Source organism: Candidatus Poribacteria bacterium, from assembly GCA_021162805.1.
Lineage (GTDB): Bacteria > Poribacteria > WGA-4E > B28-G17 > B28-G17 > JAGGXZ01.
On record JAGGXZ010000115.1, the window covers coordinates 34,482 to 53,806 of the forward strand.

Below are 19,325 nucleotides of genomic sequence, written 5' to 3' on the forward strand. Positions count from 1 at the left end.
AACGATCACCACGGCAGCACAATTTTATCAAAAACCCGATTTGCTGTCAAGCGACGCTATAGACTAAGAGCTTTCCTGATCGCCACGAGCATCTCCTCCAGCGAAAACGGCTTTTCAATATGGGGGACTCCGACCGATTCGAGAAATTCCTCCGTCTCACGGCTGAGGGTATCACCGGTGATGAATATAATTCTACGAGACATGGCGGGATTTACCCCGGAGAGATATTCATAGAAACTTTGCCCGTTCATCCCAGGCATTTTGATATCGCTTATGATGAGGTCGTATCCGCGGGTTCTGAGCTTCTCCAATGCCACCTGACCGTTGCTTGCCGTATCCACCTTGTGCCCGTCCGCCGAGAGCATATCCACCAGCATGTCCTGAATGGAAAGCTCATCGTCCACGACGAGTATCCTGAGGGAGGGTAAGGAAGCTGTATCAGCGCTTTCTTCCTCTGTCTCAAACTCCATAACAGGCTCCACTACGGGTAGCTCTACGGTCAAAACAGCGCCACCTCCAGATAGGTTAGAGGCGTAAATGTTCCCGTTATGCTCCTTTATGATGCCGTAGCATATACTCAGGCCCAATCCCGTTCCCTCGCCTACATCCTTGGTCGTGAAGAATGGATCGAATATCTTATTGATTATCTCCTCAGGTATCCCCTTGCCGTTATCCGTGAAGCTTATCCTGATAAGAGGTGGATCGGCCATAACCGGCTCAGTTTTTATCGATATCCTGCCCCTTTCCCTTCCGGCTTCCATGATCGCCTGCTGGGCATTTGTGATTATATTTATGAACACCTGTTGGAGTTGGTGGGGATCGGCCATCGTCATGGGCAAGTTCGGAGCCAGATCGAGGGAGAGATGGATGTTATTGACCCTGAGTTCATACTCCTTCAGTTCTATCGTCTTCTCGATCACGGAGTTGATGGAGATATAAGACCTCCGAGGTGGATGTTTACGGGCGAACTGAAGCAGATTCTGTACGATCCTAGCCGCCCTCTGTGCTTCCTCATATATCACCTCCAGCCCTTTTCTCACCAAGGGGTCCAGGTCTTCCTTTTTCCCCAACAGTATCTGAGCGTATCCTACGATCCCCGTCAGAGGGTTGTTTATCTCATGCGCCACGCCGGCCACGAGTTTGCCGATCGCCGATAGCTTCTCCGTCTGTATCAATTTCTCCTGCATCTCCCTAAGTTCCTCAAGGGATTTCCTCAGTTCTCCTTCAAGTCTCTCCTTCTCCTTTCGTATCCTAAACTGTTCTATGACCTTGTTTATGTTCACCGGAAGAGCATGAAGGTAATCACCCGCCTTGACTATGTAATCGAACGCTCCTGCCCTGAGGGCTTTCATCGCTGTTTCAGACTCATTCTCGCCTGTCACGAATATGACGGGCAGATCGGCCTGTGAGAGGATCAAGCTCAAGGCATCCAATCCCGATATATCGGGGAGGTTATAATCCAGGAGAACGATATCGTATGATGAGAGCTTTTTCCCCTCACAATCCTTCCAGGAGAAAGCGACATCCACATCAAACCCTTCCGACTCCTCCGCGAGGAAGTCCGCTATAAGCAAGGCTTGATCCTCATCATCCTCTATGAGCAGTACCTTCACCTGTTTCATTTCTCATCACCGTCCACGTGTGGGCGCTGATGTATGTATATCCAGTAGTTGGTCGCCTCAATGACGGTTTTCATGAACTCGATGGGATCGGCAGGTTTAAGGGTATAGCTATTGGCGCCGTTTCTGGCCGCTTCCAGCTTCTCCTTTTCATCGTTCAGTCCCGTCATCATAACCACAGGTATATCCTTGTATCGGTCGTCCGATTTGATCTTCTTGAGCACCTCCTGGCCGTTTACGCCGGGCATATCGATATCCAGGTAGATCAGACCCGGACGAGGGGCGTTCTCATATCCATCCCGTTTGTAGATGAAGTCGAGGGCCTCCTCGCCGCTTGACACTTCATATACGTTATTTTGAACTCCCGCCTCCTCGATGGCGTCTCTTATCATGAGCCTGCAATCCTCGTCGTCATCGACGAGAAGTATGGTTATCGGTTCACCTCTTCCTTCCATTTCCCATACCTCCCGCGTTTTTAGGCAGGGAGATGAAGAAGGTGCTTCCCCTGCCGTATTTCGACTCGACCCATATATCTCCGCCATATACCTCGATGATTCTTTTAACGGCCGCCAGGCCCACGCCCTTCCCCTCTACTTTGGAGATCTGAGGGCTTTGAACTCTCCTGAATACATGGAAGATCCTTTCCTTATCCTCATCCCTGATCCCTATACCGTTATCCTTGACGTAGAACAGATAATCCTCATCCCTTTCCTGGAACCCTATTTCGATCCGCGGCGGTTCATCCTCTTTGGAGTATTTAAGGGCGTTATCGATGAGGTTCTGGAAAAGCTGCTTGAACCTGCTCCTCTCGCAGTATATCGTAGGTAGTTTATCCTTGATCAGGACGGTACCACCCTTGGCCTCTATATCGTAGGAGAGCTCATCGATCACCTGCTCTACCACCTCGTTGAGATCGACCATGCTGAAGGGCTGCCGTCTTGTTTTGATCCTTGAAAGCTCCAGCAGTTCCGCTATGAGCTCCTGTTCCTTCTCCACATTCCTCATGATCCTGGAAAGCCTATCCTTGCCCTTCTCGTCAAGGGAATCGGAGTATCTTCTCATCAGCATGGATACCATGCCAGCTATATTTCTCAGAGGGGCGTTGAGATCATGTGATACCGCTCTGAGGAAGTCGTCCTTCTCATCCATCTCCCTTCTCAACCTATCGTTCACCTTTTCAAGCTGAGCGATGGTCGATTGAAGCTGATCTACCATATAATTGAGAGATTCAGCCAGAGATGAGATCTCATGACTTCCCTTAACCTTAACCCGTTTCTTTAAATTGCCCATGGCTATCCAATAGGCGGTATCCGCCATCCTGCGTAATGGATTCGCCAGATAGCGCGACAGCAGTGAGAGGCTCAGGATCGACCCGAAGGCTGTTATGACGAGAAAGATCGCTATCGAGCTGAAAAGCGTCTTTTTAACCCTGGCATAGGCATTGGCGAAGGTTACGCCCAGCCTCACACCTCCTATCTTCTCCAGTCGCGTCTCGCCGGGCAGTTCCCCTTTCTCGGTGAAACCATAAAGGGCCTTCTGGACATAAAGGTCGGGATCTTGAGCTTTTGAGGCGACCACAGGCGTAAAAATATCGATGAATTTCATCCCTTTCTTATCCCACAAGACCTGCTCCTTTGCGCTCAGATCACCGGGAGCAGTTTCCATCGGCGGAAGAGGATATGAATCCCATCCTCCTCTGTATCTCTGGATCAAAACCCTGCCTCTGGCGTCTGAGACGAGAACATAGACCACATCTGGATTCCCCATCACCTGTATCACTTCAGACCTCAGGCTCTCCTTATCCCCCAGAAGCACTCCGTATTTAACGTTACGGGCGGCAGATATGGCGGTGTTAAAGGCGTACTTCCCCAGTTCGCCCTCCATCACCTTAAGCGATCGACTGTAGATAAGATACACTCCTGGAATAGCTATTACGGCGACGCTGAAAAGGTATATCGCCGTCAGTCTGGATCTAACGCTTCTCAGTATGTTCATTCTCCCCCACCTTCCGATTTCGGGAAGATCTCCGCATTCTCGATAATACTTTTCGGCAGATCTATGCCCAGAAGTTTAGCTATTTTTACGTTAAGGGCCACTCGACAGGAAATGGGCTGAATGAAACCAAGCTTCGAAGGGGAACATCCCTGAAGGATCTTCCTGGCAAGCCATCCCGCCTGTATCCCCATTCCCCGATAATCGGGAAGGACAGCGGCAAATGCACCTGATTTTACCATCGACCTGGAGAAAGCGAAGATAGGCACTCCTCTGGCCGTCGCCTCGGCGGCCACATACCTGAATGTATCCTCCCAGAGGAGGACAGGATCGGGGAGAAGCCACAAAGCATCTATTTTCCCCCAGAGCTCGCTCAGGCTCGATGCTACATCCCTCCTCGTTTCAACTGGACGCTCGACCAGCGCCAGATGAAGCTTATCGGCAGCATCCTTCGCCTCATCGATCAGATATCCGGTTTTATCGGGATTGTATATCACACCGATCCTCCTCAGGGTTGGGAGCATCTCTTTAAATTTCGCCAATGTCAATTGTGCCGGCAGCCTTGCCGACACCCCCGTCATATGTCCCTTATGTTGAAGCCCGAACCTATCGGGATTGATCACCATACAATATACGCTCGGTATCCCCCGAATCTTAGAGGCCGTTATGGCGGCCAACGTTCCGACGGCAAATATGAGGTCATATCCCCGCACCTGGATTATCTCCTTTATGTACCTCCCGTTCTTCAATTCCCCGCTCATATCGTATTCGCAGATCTCCCCGTCGACGACGCTTTTAAATCCTTCGATCGCTCGGTTGAAAGGGATGATATCCCTACTTTTGATCACAGCTATCCTCGGTTTACGCTCAGGTTGGGCGATCTGAGCGGCGAGCAGGATCAAGGTAAATATAGTTATCCATCGCAATCTGCTCATGCCTGGCGATCCCTCCGTGTCCGATCAGAGGGACTTGACAAGCTTAATGGCTTCATTATCGTATATCGGTTGAACTCCGCCGGAAGTTTAAGGGTCGGGAGGGGCGAACCGAGCCTTTAGGGAGTCCAGATATCTTATCTCCGTCTTTTTATTATGTCTCACAGCCGCTTCATATGAGGATCGTATGTCCTTCAGATAGATCCAGACCCATGTGCCGCCCAAGATGAGGAGATTAAGATCATCTCCCTCCAAAGCGGCTTTGATCGATAGGGATAAAGCGATTAAGTTGCCGGTCATGTATCCGAGGCCTTTGATTCTCTCCCCGCTATAGATAAGTCCCAAACCCGGCATCATAGCGGAAAGGATCTGGGCCAGTCTGGGAGATCTTCGAGGGAGTGAAAGCGCGTGCAGGGATTCGTCCGCCAGCGTGGAACTTTCCCTCGATATCGGATGATCCGGATAAAGCCCGGAGACCTTACGAAATTTTATCGTGGCTTCGCCCCAATCCATCTCGTTCAGCGAACACCACCCGCTTAGATAAAGCGACTGAGCCGCTATGTCACGATAGAGCGGATGGGAGGCGAGACGACGTGTGATGAACTTCGCCAAGTCGTATCTATCATCCCAGAAAAGGGCCTTCGCCCAAGCCAACTCCGCCTCTCTCCGAAGCCGCTCATCCAATGTTCCCTCGGCCACGGATCGGAAAATCCTCTCCGCCTCATCATACCTGCCTGTCCTCAGATAACACAGCCCTATCCTATATTCCAGATAAGGCCGTCTAGGATCGTTTGGATTGTAGTGTAGATAACGCTTATACTCGATCAGAGCGGTCTGAAAATCCCCCTCGTTGAAGATGCGGTTCGGCAACTCCACGGTGATTTGTGGATGCTGAATCGCCGATGGGTTGAGGGGAGGAATTAAGAGAAATAAGGTTAATATAAGTTCGACCATCCTCTACGCTCCGATTTTAACCATGTCATTTGTTGTCATTTGTAGTCATTAGAATGACGGCGAAGCCGAATGACCCAATGACCACAAATGACCTCTACCCGTCGGAGTGTTGAAACGTTCTAACGTGTGAAGCTCCGTGTTGATCCAGAGAAAAACTTTCTGACCACATCCTCCGCAGGCCCATCTTTGGGTGAAAATCCCCGTTCAGCCCAATCCCAAAAATAGGCTCCCATGCCCAGCGGATACACCTCTTCGAAGAAAGCCTCGTAGCATCTAGCCTGTAGATCGGGATTGTCCGATTTACGCAGATACCAGTTTCCCGGATATTTTGCGGCGTAATCCCATCTTCCCCATCCGCCCTCTGTGAAGAGCAGGGGTTTTCCTATCTTATCCCGCCAGGACTTTATCGCCTCGACGTAGTTCAGCATCACACTCGATATGATCGCCGGCACCTTGTATCGGTGCCATGCCCTTTTCAGCGTCTCAAGTGATGGGTTCTTCTCATCGCTGAGGGGAAAGTAGAAATTCAATCCAACCCAATCTAGGGTATCGAGCCAATCAGGATACTCATTAAAGGTATCCTTAGCCACCTCCTTCAACACGCCCGGATCAAATTCCAGTTTGTAATCTCCGGCTAGGATCATACGTTTCATAACGTTGTCCTCGAGATTGAAGAGGGTCAGAAGCGAGATAAGCCTCCTTTTCTGATGATGCACCACCACCCACCAGTCGAAAGCACATGTTATCGGGATATCAGATCGCTTTCGCAGATCGGATATAAGTCTCCTCCAATCTCTGGATCGACTGTACGTGCCACTCAGTTCATCCGCAATACAGATGGCGTCGAAGGGGAAAGTGTTGATGTAATAGATCAATATCTTAGTATAATTTCGGAACCATATCCGCCAATCCCTTTCGTTCCGCATATGAACCCTTCCGGGCCACATCGGATCATTCGCCTTCCCGTCAGGACTCACCACCCGCATCCCCGTTCGTTCAGGATGAATATGCGGCTTGAAGAGAACCTTCAAACCGACCTTGTGAGCGGTCTTAACGAAATGGGCGATATCCTCATCTCTGGGAAAGTGATGCCATAGATCAGGTCTGAAGATGGTTTTCAGAACGGGATGTCGATATCGTCGGCCCATTGGGAGATATATTTGGGGATTATCCCATCTACTTTGCCAGAGAGCCACGTCAAGGCTGACCCAATTGCAGCCAAGGGAGGCTATCCTCCTGAGATCCCGTTCCACCTTAGCCGGATCATAATCTGAAAAGGCGACGAAATAGGCCATACCTTTGTGCTTCTCCGTCGATTCGGCCTGGATCGGGGCGATGAGCATGAGAATCAGCGGGAGAATCGACTTGAATGAGGCTTTTCTCATGTATCACTCCGTCCGTTTGGGTGGCTGAGCGTTGAAGGCGACATATCTTTCTCCAACCGGCTTAACGCTAGCGGGTTTCAATTTGCCCTTAAGGTAGTTAGAGTAAGATTCAAATGCTTCAACAGCCCTGACTGGATCAGGATAGGCGATGGCGAACAGATATACCTCGGTTTTATTGCTGCCTATCTTATATTTGGCAGCGATCCCCTCCGTTTCCCCGCCGAGTTTAAGCACGTTCTCATCGGAGACGTAATGGATATTGTTAAGGGCCAGCTGCTGTCTGAAATACTGCTCGCTACCCTTGATTCTCCCCTCCTCCGGCAGCGATTTGAGGATCCAGGGTAGATTCCCCATCTCAGGTATTCTCCTCTCCATCACCCTTGCGAATCTCTGCATTGCCTCCTTGATCTCGGTCGCTATCTCGAAGGCCTGGATCTTGATAAAGAACCTGTCTTTCCAGAAATCCAGCGTCTCATCCGTGAGAATGGCCTCATTTCCGAATCTAGCGAAGGGGGCATTAGGGTATCTAAGTTGGCTGTAGATACCAAAGGCGTTTTGGGATGTGCCCATGTCGTAGACGTCTATGGTGATCAGCGAGTCGGTGGCGAGCTTGGGTTGGATGTATTCGGCCGTGACGACCTCAACGAAGCCATAAGTGTGGTAAAGCTCCGCCCCACCGTCGATATACTTAAATAGATCCCTCCCGACGTATCTCTTGATCTTGCCCTCATATATCTTCCACCAAGGAACATCCCCGTCCTTCGGTATGATATCCATGGCGCTGACAGTGGGCTTATTCGCCTCCTTCGATCCAGAAGGTGAGATTTGAGCCGATCTAAAAGCGCTGATCACAAATGAAATCTCATTCCTAGCCGGTGAGATGAACCTACAATCCCAGACACCGACGAGAAACCTGCCGCTTTGGGCTAAAACGGTGTATTTCCCCTCAACCTCTCCTTCAGATCCCTTTTGACATCCCTGCAGGATAGCGAGTGATACGAGTATAGCGAGGGTCACTATAAACTTACGTTTCATGCCCTATTACCTCCTCCATCCGTCTGAAGAGCTCCAGGGTTTCCCCTGCGGCTTCTTCATCCAACTTCTCTATGGCGAATCCGGCATGGACTATGACGTAATCGTTCTCCCTTACGTCTTCCAGCAGTTGGAGGCTTACCTCGCGTCTGACGCCTCCGAGCTCGACTATACCGAGATCGCCGTGTATCTCAACAACTCTCATCGGAACAGCCATACACATCCTGACACTCTCCTCTCTCAGAATCCTCAGGAGAATATTTTAACACAGGCCGGGCAAGCTTGCAAAGGTGAAGGAAGTGATAAAACAGTGAGGTAATCAGCCAATAACGTCTTGATCTGTCCTCTCCCTGATGTTATAATTGTCGAGCCACAAGCCGAACGGAGAGAGGAGAGAGAAGATGCACAGGATCGCTGTCATCCCTGGCGACGGCATAGGTCCTGAGGTTACAAGAGAGGCCATGAAGGTCGTCAGAGCTGTCGCCGAGAGGATCGGGTTCGATTATGAGACCGTGGAGTACGATTTCGGTGGGGAGAGATACCTCAGAACCGGTGAGGCGATGCCCGATTCCGCTCTGGACGAGCTCAGGGAGATGGACGCCATCTTTCTGGGAGCGGTGGGTCATCCCGAGGTGAAGCCCGGAATACTGGAACACGGGATAATACTGAAGCTCAGATTCGGACTTGATCTCTACATCAACCTGCGCCCCATCAAGCTTTATCCTGGGGTCTGGACTCCGATCAAGGACAAGGGGCCGGAGGACATCGATTTTGTGGTGGTGAGGGAGAACACCGAGGGGCTGTACATCGGCTCGGGCGGTTTCTTCAAGAAGGGAACCCCCGACGAGGTGGCGATCCAGGAGATGGTCGCAACCAGGAAAGGTGTGGAGAGATGCGTGAGATACGCCTACGAGCTGGCCCGTAAGCGAAATAAAAAGAAGAGGCTGACGCTGTGCGATAAGGCCAACGTCCTCATCTACGCCCATGACCTTTGGAGGAGGGTCTTCGACGAGGTGGGCCAGGAATATCCGGATATCGAGAGGGACTGTGCCTTTGTGGACGCCACCACGATGTGGATGGTCAAAAACCCCGAGTGGTTCGACGTCATCGTCACCTGTAACATGTTCGGCGACATCATAACCGATCTGGGGGCGATGATCCAGGGCGGCATGGGGATAGCGGCCTCAGGGAACATACATCCCGGCAAGGTCTCCATGTTCGAGCCCATACATGGCTCAGCTCCCAAATATGCGGGCAAGAACGTCATAAATCCGCTGGCGGCCATCTGTGCGGCGGGGATGATGCTGGATTACATAGGCGAGGAGAAGGGTGCGAAATTGATCGACGCCGCTGTCGCCGAGCTGCTGGGAAGCGGCAAGATCAAAGATCTATCCGCCGGCAAGATGGGATATACCACCTCCCAGGTCGGTGATATGGTGGTGGAATACGTCAAAAAGCTCCCTATCTGATGGGGTGAGTCATGATGGACGCTAAACCCGGGAGGGAAAGGGTGCCCTCTCGGGTCAAGCTGATCCTTGAGGAGTATAGGCTTCAGACGGAGCTTTTCGTCAGGTATTTCTCCGGACTTAACACGGACTACATCGTCTTGGACGTGGCCTGCGGCGACGGATATCACATGGAGCTATTGCGAAATTTGGGGTTTCGCCGGATCTACGGCGTGGACACCGATGAGGAGATGTTGGAGATCGCCGCCGAGAAGGGGCTTAACGTCAGATATGGCACCCCCTATGAGCTGGATATCCAGGGGGCTTTCGATGTGATCATCATGTGCGATCTGATAGGATACCTGGAGGATCCGGAGCTGGCGTTGAACAAGATCAACACGGCGCTGAAGGAATCGGGGATTCTCTACCTCTCCGTCCCCGTCTACGAGTCCCTCGCCGAAAAATTATCCAGACGCCGTAGGGAAACGCGTCCCGGATCGATGTCCAGCCAGCAGGTCATATACCTCCTCGAAAAAAGCGGTTTCGAGCTGGAGCATAAACTCCACACCGCAAACAGGCTTCCGCTTTCATCGGGGAGGGTACAAAATATCACCTTCGGCGGCAGATTCGGCAATTGGTTTATCGTCATCGCCAGAAAGGTAAAACCTCCACAAATCACCCTCGAAGAGGTGGCAAAAGATGAGGATGTCGAAGCTGTTCGGCAGAACGCTGAGGGAAATACCGTCGGAGGCGGTGATACCGAGCCATCAGCTCCTCCTGAAGGCCGGGATGATCAGGAGACTGGCGGCGGGACTGTACACAGCCATGCCGCTGGCTCAGAGGGCGATCAGGAAGATCGAGTCGATAATCCGTGAGGAGATGGACGGTGTAGGCGGGCAGGAGATAGATATGCCGCTGGTCCACCCGGCGGAGCTTTGGAAGGAGACGGGAAGATGGCAACAACTGGCGGGCAAAGAGCTGCTTACGTTTAAGGACAGGAACGAACGGGAGTTCGTCCTGGCTATGACACATGAGGAGTCGCTCACGGATCTGGTCCGCAACGAGGTGAACTCCTACAAACAGCTCCCCGCTATACTATATCAGATCAAACTGAAGTTTCGAGATGAGCCTCGCCCTAGAGGCGGGTTGATAAGGGTGCGGGAGTTCACGATGAAGGACGCCTACAGCCTGCACACCTCCTATGAGGATCTGGATAGATGTTACGATGAGATCTACCAGGCCTATCTGAGGATATTCAAGCGATGTGGTTTGGATGTGGTCGTCGTTCAATCCGATCCCGGGATGATAGGCGGCAAGGTGGCACACGAGTTTATGCTGGTGACGCCCTCCGGGGAGGACAGGCTGATACTCTGCTCCAACTGCGACTACACAGCGAATGCCGACATAGCGGTTATGCGCAAAATACAGGTGGATAACGGACCGCCGAAACCCATCGAGAGGGTCGCTACGCCGGGGAGGAAAACCATCGAAGCGGTGGCTCAGTTTCTGAACGTTCCCAAGACCCAAACGCTTAAGGCCGTTTTCTACTCGAACGGCCGGGAGGTCTTCTTCGTCGGCATAAGGGGAGATCTGGAGGTGAACGAGACCAAGCTCAAAAACGCCCTTAAGGAGCCGGATCTCTGGATAGCCAGCGAGGAGGAGCTCAAAAGTTACGGGATTGTCCCCGGATATGCCTCGCCGGTGGGAGTAGAAGGCATGAAGGTTATCCTGGATGACTCGGTCGCTCAGACCACCAACCTCGTCGCCGGGGCGAACGAGGAGGGATATCACCTCAAGAACGTCAACTATCCGAGGGATTTCAAGGCCGATATCGTCACGGATATAGCGCTCGCCCGAGAAGGTGACGCATGCGTCAAATGTGGGTCCCCGCTTAAGGAGGTGAACGGCATAGAGGTCGGCAATATCTTCAAGCTCGGGACCAAATACAGCGAGGCCATGAAGGCAACCTTCCTCGATCAGGACGGCAAACGCAAATACATCATAATGGGATGCTATGGGATCGGGGTTGGGAGGCTGCTGGCCTCCATCGTCGAGGCCTGGCACGACGAGAACGGGATTATCTTCCCCATCACTGTGGCGCCGTATCAGTTCCATCTGTTGTTCATAGGAAAGGATGAGGAGGTGATCTCCCAGGCGGAGAGAATTTACGAGGAGATGAGCTCAAAGGGGTATGAGGTGCTCTACGATGACAGAGATGAAAGCCCCGGGGTGAAGTTCAAGGACGCCGATCTTCTAGGGATGCCGATAAGGATAGCGGTCAGCCGAAGGACGCTCAAAGAGGGGGCGATCGAGGTCAAGCTGAGGGCCGAGAGGAAGGCCGAGCTGGTGAAATTGGATCGGTTCGATCCGGACATCTACATAGAGAGGGCTAAGAAGATCATGGAGGAGGGGTATGGACGAAAGAATACCGGTTCTTCTTGACACGGACATCGGGTCGGACATAGACGACGCTGTCTGTCTGGCCTATCTTTTGAAGCAGCCCAGATGTGAGCTTCTGGGCGTGACGACGGTCACCGGCGAGCCGGAGAGGAGGGCGATGCTTGCCAGCGCCATATGTAAGGCCGCCGGCCGGGATGACGTGCCGATACGGAGCGGCTCGGCCGATCCGATCCTGGTGGAGCAGAGGCAAAAGGGGGCGCCGCAGGCCGAGGTGTTGCCCAGATGGCGGCATAGGGAGGATTTCGAGCCGCATGCTGCCGTCGAATTCCTGCGCCAAACCATCCGCAGCCGTCCAGGCGAGATAACCCTCCTGGCGATCGGCCCCCTAACCAACATCGGCCTACTCTTCGCCCTTGATCCTGAGATACCGGGGATGCTCCGTTCGCTCGTCCTGATGAACGGGGCATTTACGGGAAGGCTCCCGTCGCTGGCGCCCCTGGAGTGGAATGCGATAGGAGACCCCCACGCCACAGCCATCGTCTACAGGCGCGCTCCGGCCGGAAGGCACATATCGATCGGGCTCGATGTCACCACCAGATGCGTAATGCCGGCGGAGGAGTGTCGGAGAAGATTTAAGGGCGGGCCGCTCGACGTGGTTGCGGATATGGCCGAGGTCTGGTTCAAAAGGGCAAATAGGATAACCTTTCATGATCCACTAGCGGCCGCTATTATATTCGAGCCCGATATCTGCAGATATCAGGAGGGGAAGGTGGAGGTGGAGATCGAAAGCAAAAGGCTCGCCGGATTGACCATGTGGAACCCGAACGCCTCCGAAAAACCGCACAAAATCGCCGTAGATGTCGATCCGGAGAGGTTCTTCGAGCATTACTTCTCCGTCGTCCTCGGTTAGGGTGAGGACGAGGCATTCAAATTTTGGGAAGAGGTCATTTGTAGTCACTTGTAGTCATTTATAGTCATTTTAAATGACGGCGAAGCCAAATGACCCGATGACTGCAAATGACCGAGCTAAGGCGGACGTTATCTTTGAAGGAGGATAGGGTGTAAATGGAGATATCCGTTATCGAAAGGGCAGAGAGGGAGATAGAGGATCTGATAAACAGGGAGGAAACGTCGCCGGATGTGAGAAGCCTGGCCGGGATAATGAGAGAACTGTTGAAGGAGAGGAGATGGCCCATCTCATATGAAATGGTTCTTCGCGAAATAGAAGTTCGATTTGAGGCTACAGACGAGCGGTTTAGAGCTGTGTTACAGGAGATAAGTGCCCTGAGACAGGAGATGAATGCCAGGTTTGAGGCGATGGACAGAAGGTTCGAAGCGCTCCAGAGGGAAATGAACGCCAGATTTGAGGCTGTAGACGAGCGGTTTAGAGCTGTGTTACAGGAGATAAGTGCCCTGAGACAGGGGATGAACGCCAGGTTTGAGGCTACAGATGAGCGGTTCAGGGCTGTATTACAGGAGATAAATGCCCTGAGACAGGAGATGAATGCCAGATTTGAGGCTACAGATGAGCGGTTCAGGGCTGTGTTGCAGGAGATAAGTGCCCTGAGACAGGGGATGAACGCCAGGTTTGAGTCTTTGGAGAGCCGGTTTAGGATGATGCTGTGGTGGATCCCTATCTGGTTCACCGCCGTTAACTGGCTGACGGTATTGCTCCTGAAATTGCTTAAACTGATATGATCGTTTCCCTGAAAAAGCCCCACCGTTTGACATGTCCGGCCCTTCCACATATGTCGTCCATAGCGGAGGTAAAAGCCAAGGATGGGTTTGAGCTCGTTCGGGATAATCCTGATATATGCTATGCTGTCATCTGCGCCGGCTGATTCGCCGATACCCCTGGGGATTCCAGTGGGGATGTTCAACGTCTACGCCTCCTCAGGCGGGAACCTCGGCCGTAGCGAGCCCGATCTGCTTGAGGTATTCTCGGGCACCCCGGATCTACCCTATGAATGCATCAACATCGTCCAGCATTACTGGCCTTCCCAGGAATCCCTCCCGAAGGTCGACGGGGATCGATACCTTGAGTGGTGGAAGAGGTACATCCAGGAGGCTTATGATCTGACCAATCAGAACGGCAGGGTGAGGCTCAGGGTATTGGTCGGCCCGCTCTATGCTCCCTTCCTTCAAAGGGGTGAAGGGTGGCTCGCTAACTTCATAGAGAAGCTGTGCGTTTTTGAGAAAGGAAGCCCGCTTGAGGGAAGCATAGCCGGATGGTATGTCGTTGAGGAGCCGATGGGAACGTCCCACAACTACGATCCCGATCTGGTCAACCGCATGATAGGGATCATAAGGGACTCGGAGAACAAGGCCGGCTCACCACATCATCAGATCTACATCACCGTGGCCGTCGAGGGGAAATATTACACCCCTCAGAGGCTTGTGGAGTTCTGCAAAAATGTCGACGTCATAATGCTGAGCTCGACCACATACCTCTGGTTCAAACCCACACCCCAACCGGTATACTCCCCCAACTGGTGGGCGATACACTGGTCGACGATGCAGATCAGAAACGCCCTTCGACCGTACTTTCAATCCGAGGGAAGGGAGCTGCCGAAGATACACGTCATCCTCCAGGCATATGACACCATGGGTTACGGGCAGCCGACACATTGGGAGATGCGCCAACAGATCAACTATGCCTTGAGCTACGGTAGGGCTTTTACGGGGAGATCGCTTGTGGCCAATGATCCGCCCGCGGATGGGATATGGTTCTTCTGGTGGCCCGGGATAGCTAAAAAGCCGGAGGACGACTGGACGTACGGCAGAAGGATAGCCGAGGCGATCGAGTCGACCGTCGCCTCGGTCAGATCTCCGTCCCTACCCTCTCGGACAAGGCTCCTCCTGGATGAGAACACCCCCTTTAACCCGACCGATTCACCCATACCCTATCAGATCGCCCGAAGGGGAAACGTCAGGGTGGAGGTCCTGGACGCCAGCCGATCTCCCGTAGCAAGCTTCGAGATGGGGCTGCAGGTGGAGGGGGTGCTCTCGCCGTTCGGAGGGCCGATCTGGAATCCGGGATCGAGCCTGAGGCAGGGAAATTACATCTTCAGGCTCTATCTTGATGACGTGATAGCGGATGAGAGAACGGTTCCCGTGAGATGGAGGCCGGAAGTGACTCTCCTGAGCCATAAAACGGGGACTTGGTCAAAGGATCGGAAGCTCATCGTCAGGATCACCCCGCCTCCGCTCAAGGAGGGGCTGATGGGATACGCCTATCTGCTGGATGGCTCATCCTATACCGTCCCGCCGACTGAGGTTAATCTGTCCAAAACGGCCCAAATCCTGAACGAGAACCTCGAAGACGGCATCTGGTATCTGCATATCAGATATGCCGATAACTCGGGGAACTGGTCGGATACGTCCCATCTCGGGCCGATCATGATCGATTCGACCCCGCCACGGGTTGAGGAGATCCAAAGCTCGATCAAGCCCGGTGTATGGAGCAGGAACGGAAAGCTCACGATCAAATTGAAGCCGGAGGACGAGACGAGCGGCGTGAGGGGAATAATCTGGGCCCTGGATCATCAACCCTCTGTGGCGGCGGTCGGGGGGAAAATGATCTCAGGTGAAGAGATATCGGTCGATCTGACCGACGGAAGGTGGTTTCTGCATCTGATCGCTCAGGACGAGGCGGGAAACCGAAGCAAAATCACAAACCTTGGCCCGTTCCTCATAGATACCTCCCCTCCGCCCGCGCCGAGAATCTCATCCGCCTCTCATGAGCCGGGGAGGTGGTCGAACAGAAGTTTTCTCTCCGCCTCGATCGATCCGGGGGAGGATCCCGGCGGTGGGATCGAGGGTATCTCCCTCCTGATAGACGACTCCCCGAAGGGGTTACCGGACGATAAGGTCGATCTCCACCCGGAGGAGGGTATCCTCAAAAATCTGGATGACGGGATCTGGTATCTGCATCTCAAATCGATCGACAGGGCTGGAAATATCTCGCCCACCCTGGATTACGGCCCGATCATGATCGACACGTCTCCGCCCACATCTCCGGTCATCTCATCGAGCACCCACAGGGAGCGCGAATGGTCGAGCTCAGGCGATGTCGTCCTAAACTATAAGGCCCAGGATGAGGAGAGCGGAGTTCAGACGTATCTCTATCTGATCATCCCTGAAGGCGGGAGGTTGGATTGGAATAAGGCGATGGAGACGAGATCGGAGGAGATGCGGTTGAAGCTGAAGGGTGGGAGATGGACCATCTACCTTAGGGCTCTGGATAAGGCGGGAAACAAAGGTGAGCCGAGCTCATATGAGGTCTGGATCGACACCACACCTCCGCCCGCGCCCCTCATCTTGTCGCCGACCTATCAAGAGGGCAGGTGGACGGGACGAAAGGATCTGCTGATATCGTGGAGCGATGAGGACATATCGGGTATATCCTCATATCTCTATCTTCTGGATTCAAAACCGGATTCCGAGCCGACAAAGCCTCTGGACGGTTCCGTCAACTTTATGAGATTTGAATCCCTGCCGGATGGCATCCATTATCTCCACCTGAAGGCGGTAAACGGCGCCGGACTCACATCTCCGACGGTTCACTACGAGATACGCATAGACTCCTCCGTCCCACCTCCTCCGACCGTTCGGGCGGATGTGAACGGCGATCTGATCTCCTTCAGGTGGAGCGTCGATCCCCCGCCGAGCGGAATCGCCGGATATAGTTTCCTCCTCGACGCCATCCCTCAGAGCATTCCCGATGAGAGGGTCAAGACGACCGAGTCATATCATCAGTTCCGGGGTATCGGCGACGGGGTCTGGTTCTTTCACGTCAGGGCCGTCAGCGGGTCCGGGATTTGGAGTGAGACGGCGCATAGCTCCGTCCTCGTGGACAGGACGCCTCCCCGGATAACCATCACCCCATCAGAGGCGGGATCGTGGCATAGCGATCGCATAGCCTCCGTCTCCGGCGGGATTGAGGATGCACTTTCGGGTGTCGATCCGGATAGCTTCGAGTTCAGGCTCAGCGGCGGGGAATGGGTCAGGTTCAAAAACGATTCCGCCCAAAAAGGGATTTGGAGAGATGAGGACGAGATCCCTCCCCTGCTTGATGAGGGCGTCACGTCTATCCAAGTGAGGGTCAGGGATAGGGCTGGCAACGTCGGCACGTCCGACCCCGTGAGCTTCATGGTCGATCTCACCTCTCCCACGCTTTCACTGAGCAGCCCTACGCATCCGGATCAGAGCAAGTGGTACTCCTCCCCTCTCGTCCGGTTTCTCATAGGCGCTAGCGATAACCTCTCCGGGGTGGCAGCCTACAGTTTCGTCCTCGACAGATCCTCTGAGACCATGCCTCCCAGAATCGACATGATGAGGGCGGATCGGAATCAACTCTCCTTTGATCTGCCGTCAGACGGAACCTGGTTTCTGCATCTGGCCGCCAGGGATGAGGCTGGAAACTGGAGCAAGCCGGCACATTACAGGATCAACGTCGACTCCGCTCCGCCCCAGTGCAGGATAAGGGTTCTGAGGCCGAGTGTAAACTTTGCAAGCGGCGAGATCGACTTCCGCCCCGTCAAGGGCGATTCGCCTGAGCTCTATTTCGGACCCGCGAGGATCGAGCTTTCGCTCTCCGAGAGGCTTTCCGAAGGTCCAAAGCTCTTCCTCAGGAAAGGATCCGAGATGAGAGAGCTCGAACTTTCCCAGTCCGATTCCGACGGGCTGATCTTCACATCGGCGATCTTCGTGGATATGAGCATGGATGAGGGTGAGTGGGAATTGGTGGTTCAGGGGAGGGATAAGGCGTCGAATCCGATCGGGAGGATCGATGGGGGAAGGCTTAGGATCTCACCGCACATCGACGGCCGACAGGGCGGGACGATCTTCTCGAAGGATCTCAGATCGGCCCTCGTCATACCGGGGGGCTCTTTCGAGGGTAGGGCGCGATTTGAGCTCACGCCCGCCCCCATCGGATATCGCCTGGGAGTCCTCGATCCCATCCAGCTTGAAAGGCCGTTGAGGCTGATCTTACCGCTGGGGGAGAGGATCAAAAGGAATCCGGCCGTGTTCTTCTACGACGGCCTTCACGCCCATCAGATCGGCGGGAAGGTTGTGGGGAACAGTATCATCGTCGTCCCTGTGGACGGTCCTGGGGTGTTCTTCGTATCCCAGGCTCAGGGGGGACCTTTCCGCGCCTGGGCCGCTCCGAACCCGTTTACCTCATCGACATCCTTCTACGTCATCGGAGGGAACGGTAGCCCGATCATACGGATATTCACGATCAAAGGGCGTCTGATCAGGACCCTGAAGGGAGAAGTGCTCAGATGGGACGGGAAGGATGAGGAGGGGGAGCCGGTCGAAAGCGGGCTCTACATCTTTCAGGTTCTGGATGGCGGGGAGATCGCAACGGGAACGGTGGTCTTCGTGAGATGAAGGTTCTGTGGGTGATCCTGATTCCTCTCATCATGGTTTCCTTCGCCGAGGCAGCGTTCGAGGATATAACGCTTTCGCCAAAGGCTCTGGCCATGGGCGAGACATCCTCCCCGTCCGCCGACAGCCTAAACTTCATGTGGAATCCATCTCTCATATCGAATGCCAGAGGTATGGAGGTGATGGCCTCTTATCTGGCACTTTATCCGGGGATCGAGCTGGGGTTGTATCCGGGCGAGAGGGAGAGGCTCGGCCATCATCTGATCGCTTGTGGTTTTCCCCTGGGAAGGGGTGGAGGGGTGGGATTGGGATGGCTTTCATTCAGATCGGCCCTCTATGTCGAAAACACGCTGAACCTCGCCTATGCGGAGAGGTTCATCAGGATATTAAGGCTTGGCTGCGCCGTCAGGTTTCTCAACAGATCCCTACGCCGGAACGAATATGCCGAGTCCAACGTCGATCTCCTCACGTCAGGGTTTTCGAGAAACGCCCTGACGTTCGACGTCGGGTTCCTGATCGATTTGAAATCCCTGAAATTGGGGGCATCGATAACCGGAGTCTATCCCGCCGACATCGGATTCATATCGAGCGAGATCCTCCCCTCGACGACCAGGATCGGGATAGGGCGTTTCACAAAGAGTTATACGCTGCTGGGCGAGATGAGGTTCAGGGACGGTAAGAGGAAATTCGGGGTCGGGTTTGAGAGGAGATTACTTCGCGATGATTTCGCCCTTCGAATCGGCGTATCCGATGAGATGGCCGGGCTGGGATGGGGATACAGGTTCAGGTTTGCAGGTTATGTCATTGGATTCGACTATGCCTTCATATATCCGATATCTCAACTGAAGGGGACATACGGATCACATCTGTTCTCGATCGAACTCGCGATACAGTAGGGCGGGGGTTCATCCCCCGCCGCTTCACGGCGGCATATAAAATGCCGCCCTGCGATGTTAGGGGTGCAAGGCACTGCGCCCAAATCTTGACATACCCCCATCTCAGTGATAGAATGAGATGTAGAACCCATCGCCCCTAAGAAGGAAAAAATGCGCTACGATATAGCATCAAAGGTCACAGTGGAGATTGCAAGATACTCCATCGTGCAACTGCTATTCGGGATAAAGCCCGATCACGTCTCTCTGATAGAGAGGCTGCCACAGGAGAGCGTGAGCC

The 19,325-nt window shown here is 53.5% G+C and carries 14 protein-coding genes; 6 read left to right on the forward strand and 8 right to left on the reverse strand.

Going from position 1 to position 19,325, the window contains the following annotated elements; genetic code table 11:
• Positions 1-56: 56 nt before the first annotated feature.
• From J7M22_09035 to J7M22_09070, 8 genes are all read right to left on the reverse strand, one after another.
• Positions 57-1,622, reverse strand: a complete 1,566-nt coding sequence (locus J7M22_09035; protein ID MCD6506754.1) for a response regulator — start codon at positions 1,620-1,622, stop codon at positions 57-59.
• Positions 1,619-2,074 (reverse strand): response regulator, encoded by a 456-nt coding sequence (locus J7M22_09040; GenBank protein ID MCD6506755.1) that lies wholly within the window; start codon positions 2,072-2,074, stop codon positions 1,619-1,621. Before J7M22_09040 ends, J7M22_09035 begins: the two co-directional genes overlap by 4 nt.
• Complete coding sequence (locus J7M22_09045; protein MCD6506756.1) at positions 2,058-3,614, reverse strand: HAMP domain-containing protein; 1,557 nt, start codon at positions 3,612-3,614, stop codon at positions 2,058-2,060. The genes J7M22_09040 and J7M22_09045 overlap by 17 nt, the downstream gene beginning before the upstream one ends.
• Complete coding sequence (locus J7M22_09050; GenBank protein MCD6506757.1) at positions 3,611-4,546, reverse strand: ABC transporter substrate-binding protein; 936 nt, start codon at positions 4,544-4,546, stop codon at positions 3,611-3,613. Before J7M22_09050 ends, J7M22_09045 begins: the two co-directional genes overlap by 4 nt.
• Before the next feature lie 87 nt (positions 4,547-4,633).
• Positions 4,634-5,497 (reverse strand): tetratricopeptide repeat protein, encoded by an 864-nt coding sequence (locus J7M22_09055; GenBank protein MCD6506758.1) that lies wholly within the window; start codon positions 5,495-5,497, stop codon positions 4,634-4,636.
• A gap of 119 nt (positions 5,498-5,616) precedes the next feature.
• Entirely contained in the window at positions 5,617-6,882 is a 1,266-nt protein-coding gene (locus J7M22_09060) for a hypothetical protein (GenBank protein MCD6506759.1), read from the reverse strand.
• A gap of 3 nt (positions 6,883-6,885) precedes the next feature.
• Positions 6,886-7,917, reverse strand: coding sequence for a hypothetical protein (locus tag J7M22_09065; protein ID MCD6506760.1), 1,032 nt, complete (start codon positions 7,915-7,917; stop codon positions 6,886-6,888).
• On the reverse strand, positions 7,907-8,137 hold the full coding sequence (locus tag J7M22_09070; GenBank protein ID MCD6506761.1) for a HypC/HybG/HupF family hydrogenase formation chaperone: 231 nt from the start codon (positions 8,135-8,137) through the stop codon (positions 7,907-7,909). The genes J7M22_09065 and J7M22_09070 overlap by 11 nt, the downstream gene beginning before the upstream one ends.
• Positions 8,138-8,315: 178 nt before the next feature.
• Between J7M22_09070 and J7M22_09075 the strand changes: the two genes are divergently transcribed.
• The 6 genes from J7M22_09075 to J7M22_09100 all read left to right on the forward strand — a co-directional run bounded on the left by J7M22_09075 (position 8,316) and on the right by J7M22_09100 (position 19,048).
• Positions 8,316-9,383 carry a 3-isopropylmalate dehydrogenase gene (locus J7M22_09075; GenBank protein ID MCD6506762.1) on the forward strand — a complete coding sequence of 356 codons (1,068 nt, stop codon included), beginning with the start codon at positions 8,316-8,318 and terminating at the stop codon, positions 9,381-9,383.
• Positions 9,384-10,058: 675 nt separating this feature from the next.
• Positions 10,059-11,801: a proline--tRNA ligase gene (locus J7M22_09080; GenBank protein ID MCD6506763.1), complete on the forward strand. Its 1,743-nt coding sequence runs from the start codon at positions 10,059-10,061 to the stop codon at positions 11,799-11,801.
• Complete coding sequence (locus J7M22_09085) at positions 11,773-12,669, forward strand: nucleoside hydrolase (GenBank protein MCD6506764.1); 897 nt, start codon at positions 11,773-11,775, stop codon at positions 12,667-12,669. The genes J7M22_09080 and J7M22_09085 overlap by 29 nt, the downstream gene beginning before the upstream one ends.
• Positions 12,670-12,824: 155 nt before the next feature.
• Positions 12,825-13,457 carry a hypothetical protein gene (locus J7M22_09090; protein MCD6506765.1) on the forward strand — a complete coding sequence of 211 codons (633 nt, stop codon included), beginning with the start codon at positions 12,825-12,827 and terminating at the stop codon, positions 13,455-13,457.
• A gap of 81 nt (positions 13,458-13,538) precedes the next feature.
• Positions 13,539-18,155 carry a T9SS type A sorting domain-containing protein gene (locus J7M22_09095; GenBank protein MCD6506766.1) on the forward strand — a complete coding sequence of 1,539 codons (4,617 nt, stop codon included), beginning with the start codon at positions 13,539-13,541 and terminating at the stop codon, positions 18,153-18,155.
• Positions 18,152-19,048, forward strand: a complete 897-nt coding sequence (locus tag J7M22_09100) for a hypothetical protein (GenBank protein MCD6506767.1) — start codon at positions 18,152-18,154, stop codon at positions 19,046-19,048. Before J7M22_09095 ends, J7M22_09100 begins: the two co-directional genes overlap by 4 nt.
• Positions 19,049-19,325 lie beyond the last annotated feature (277 nt).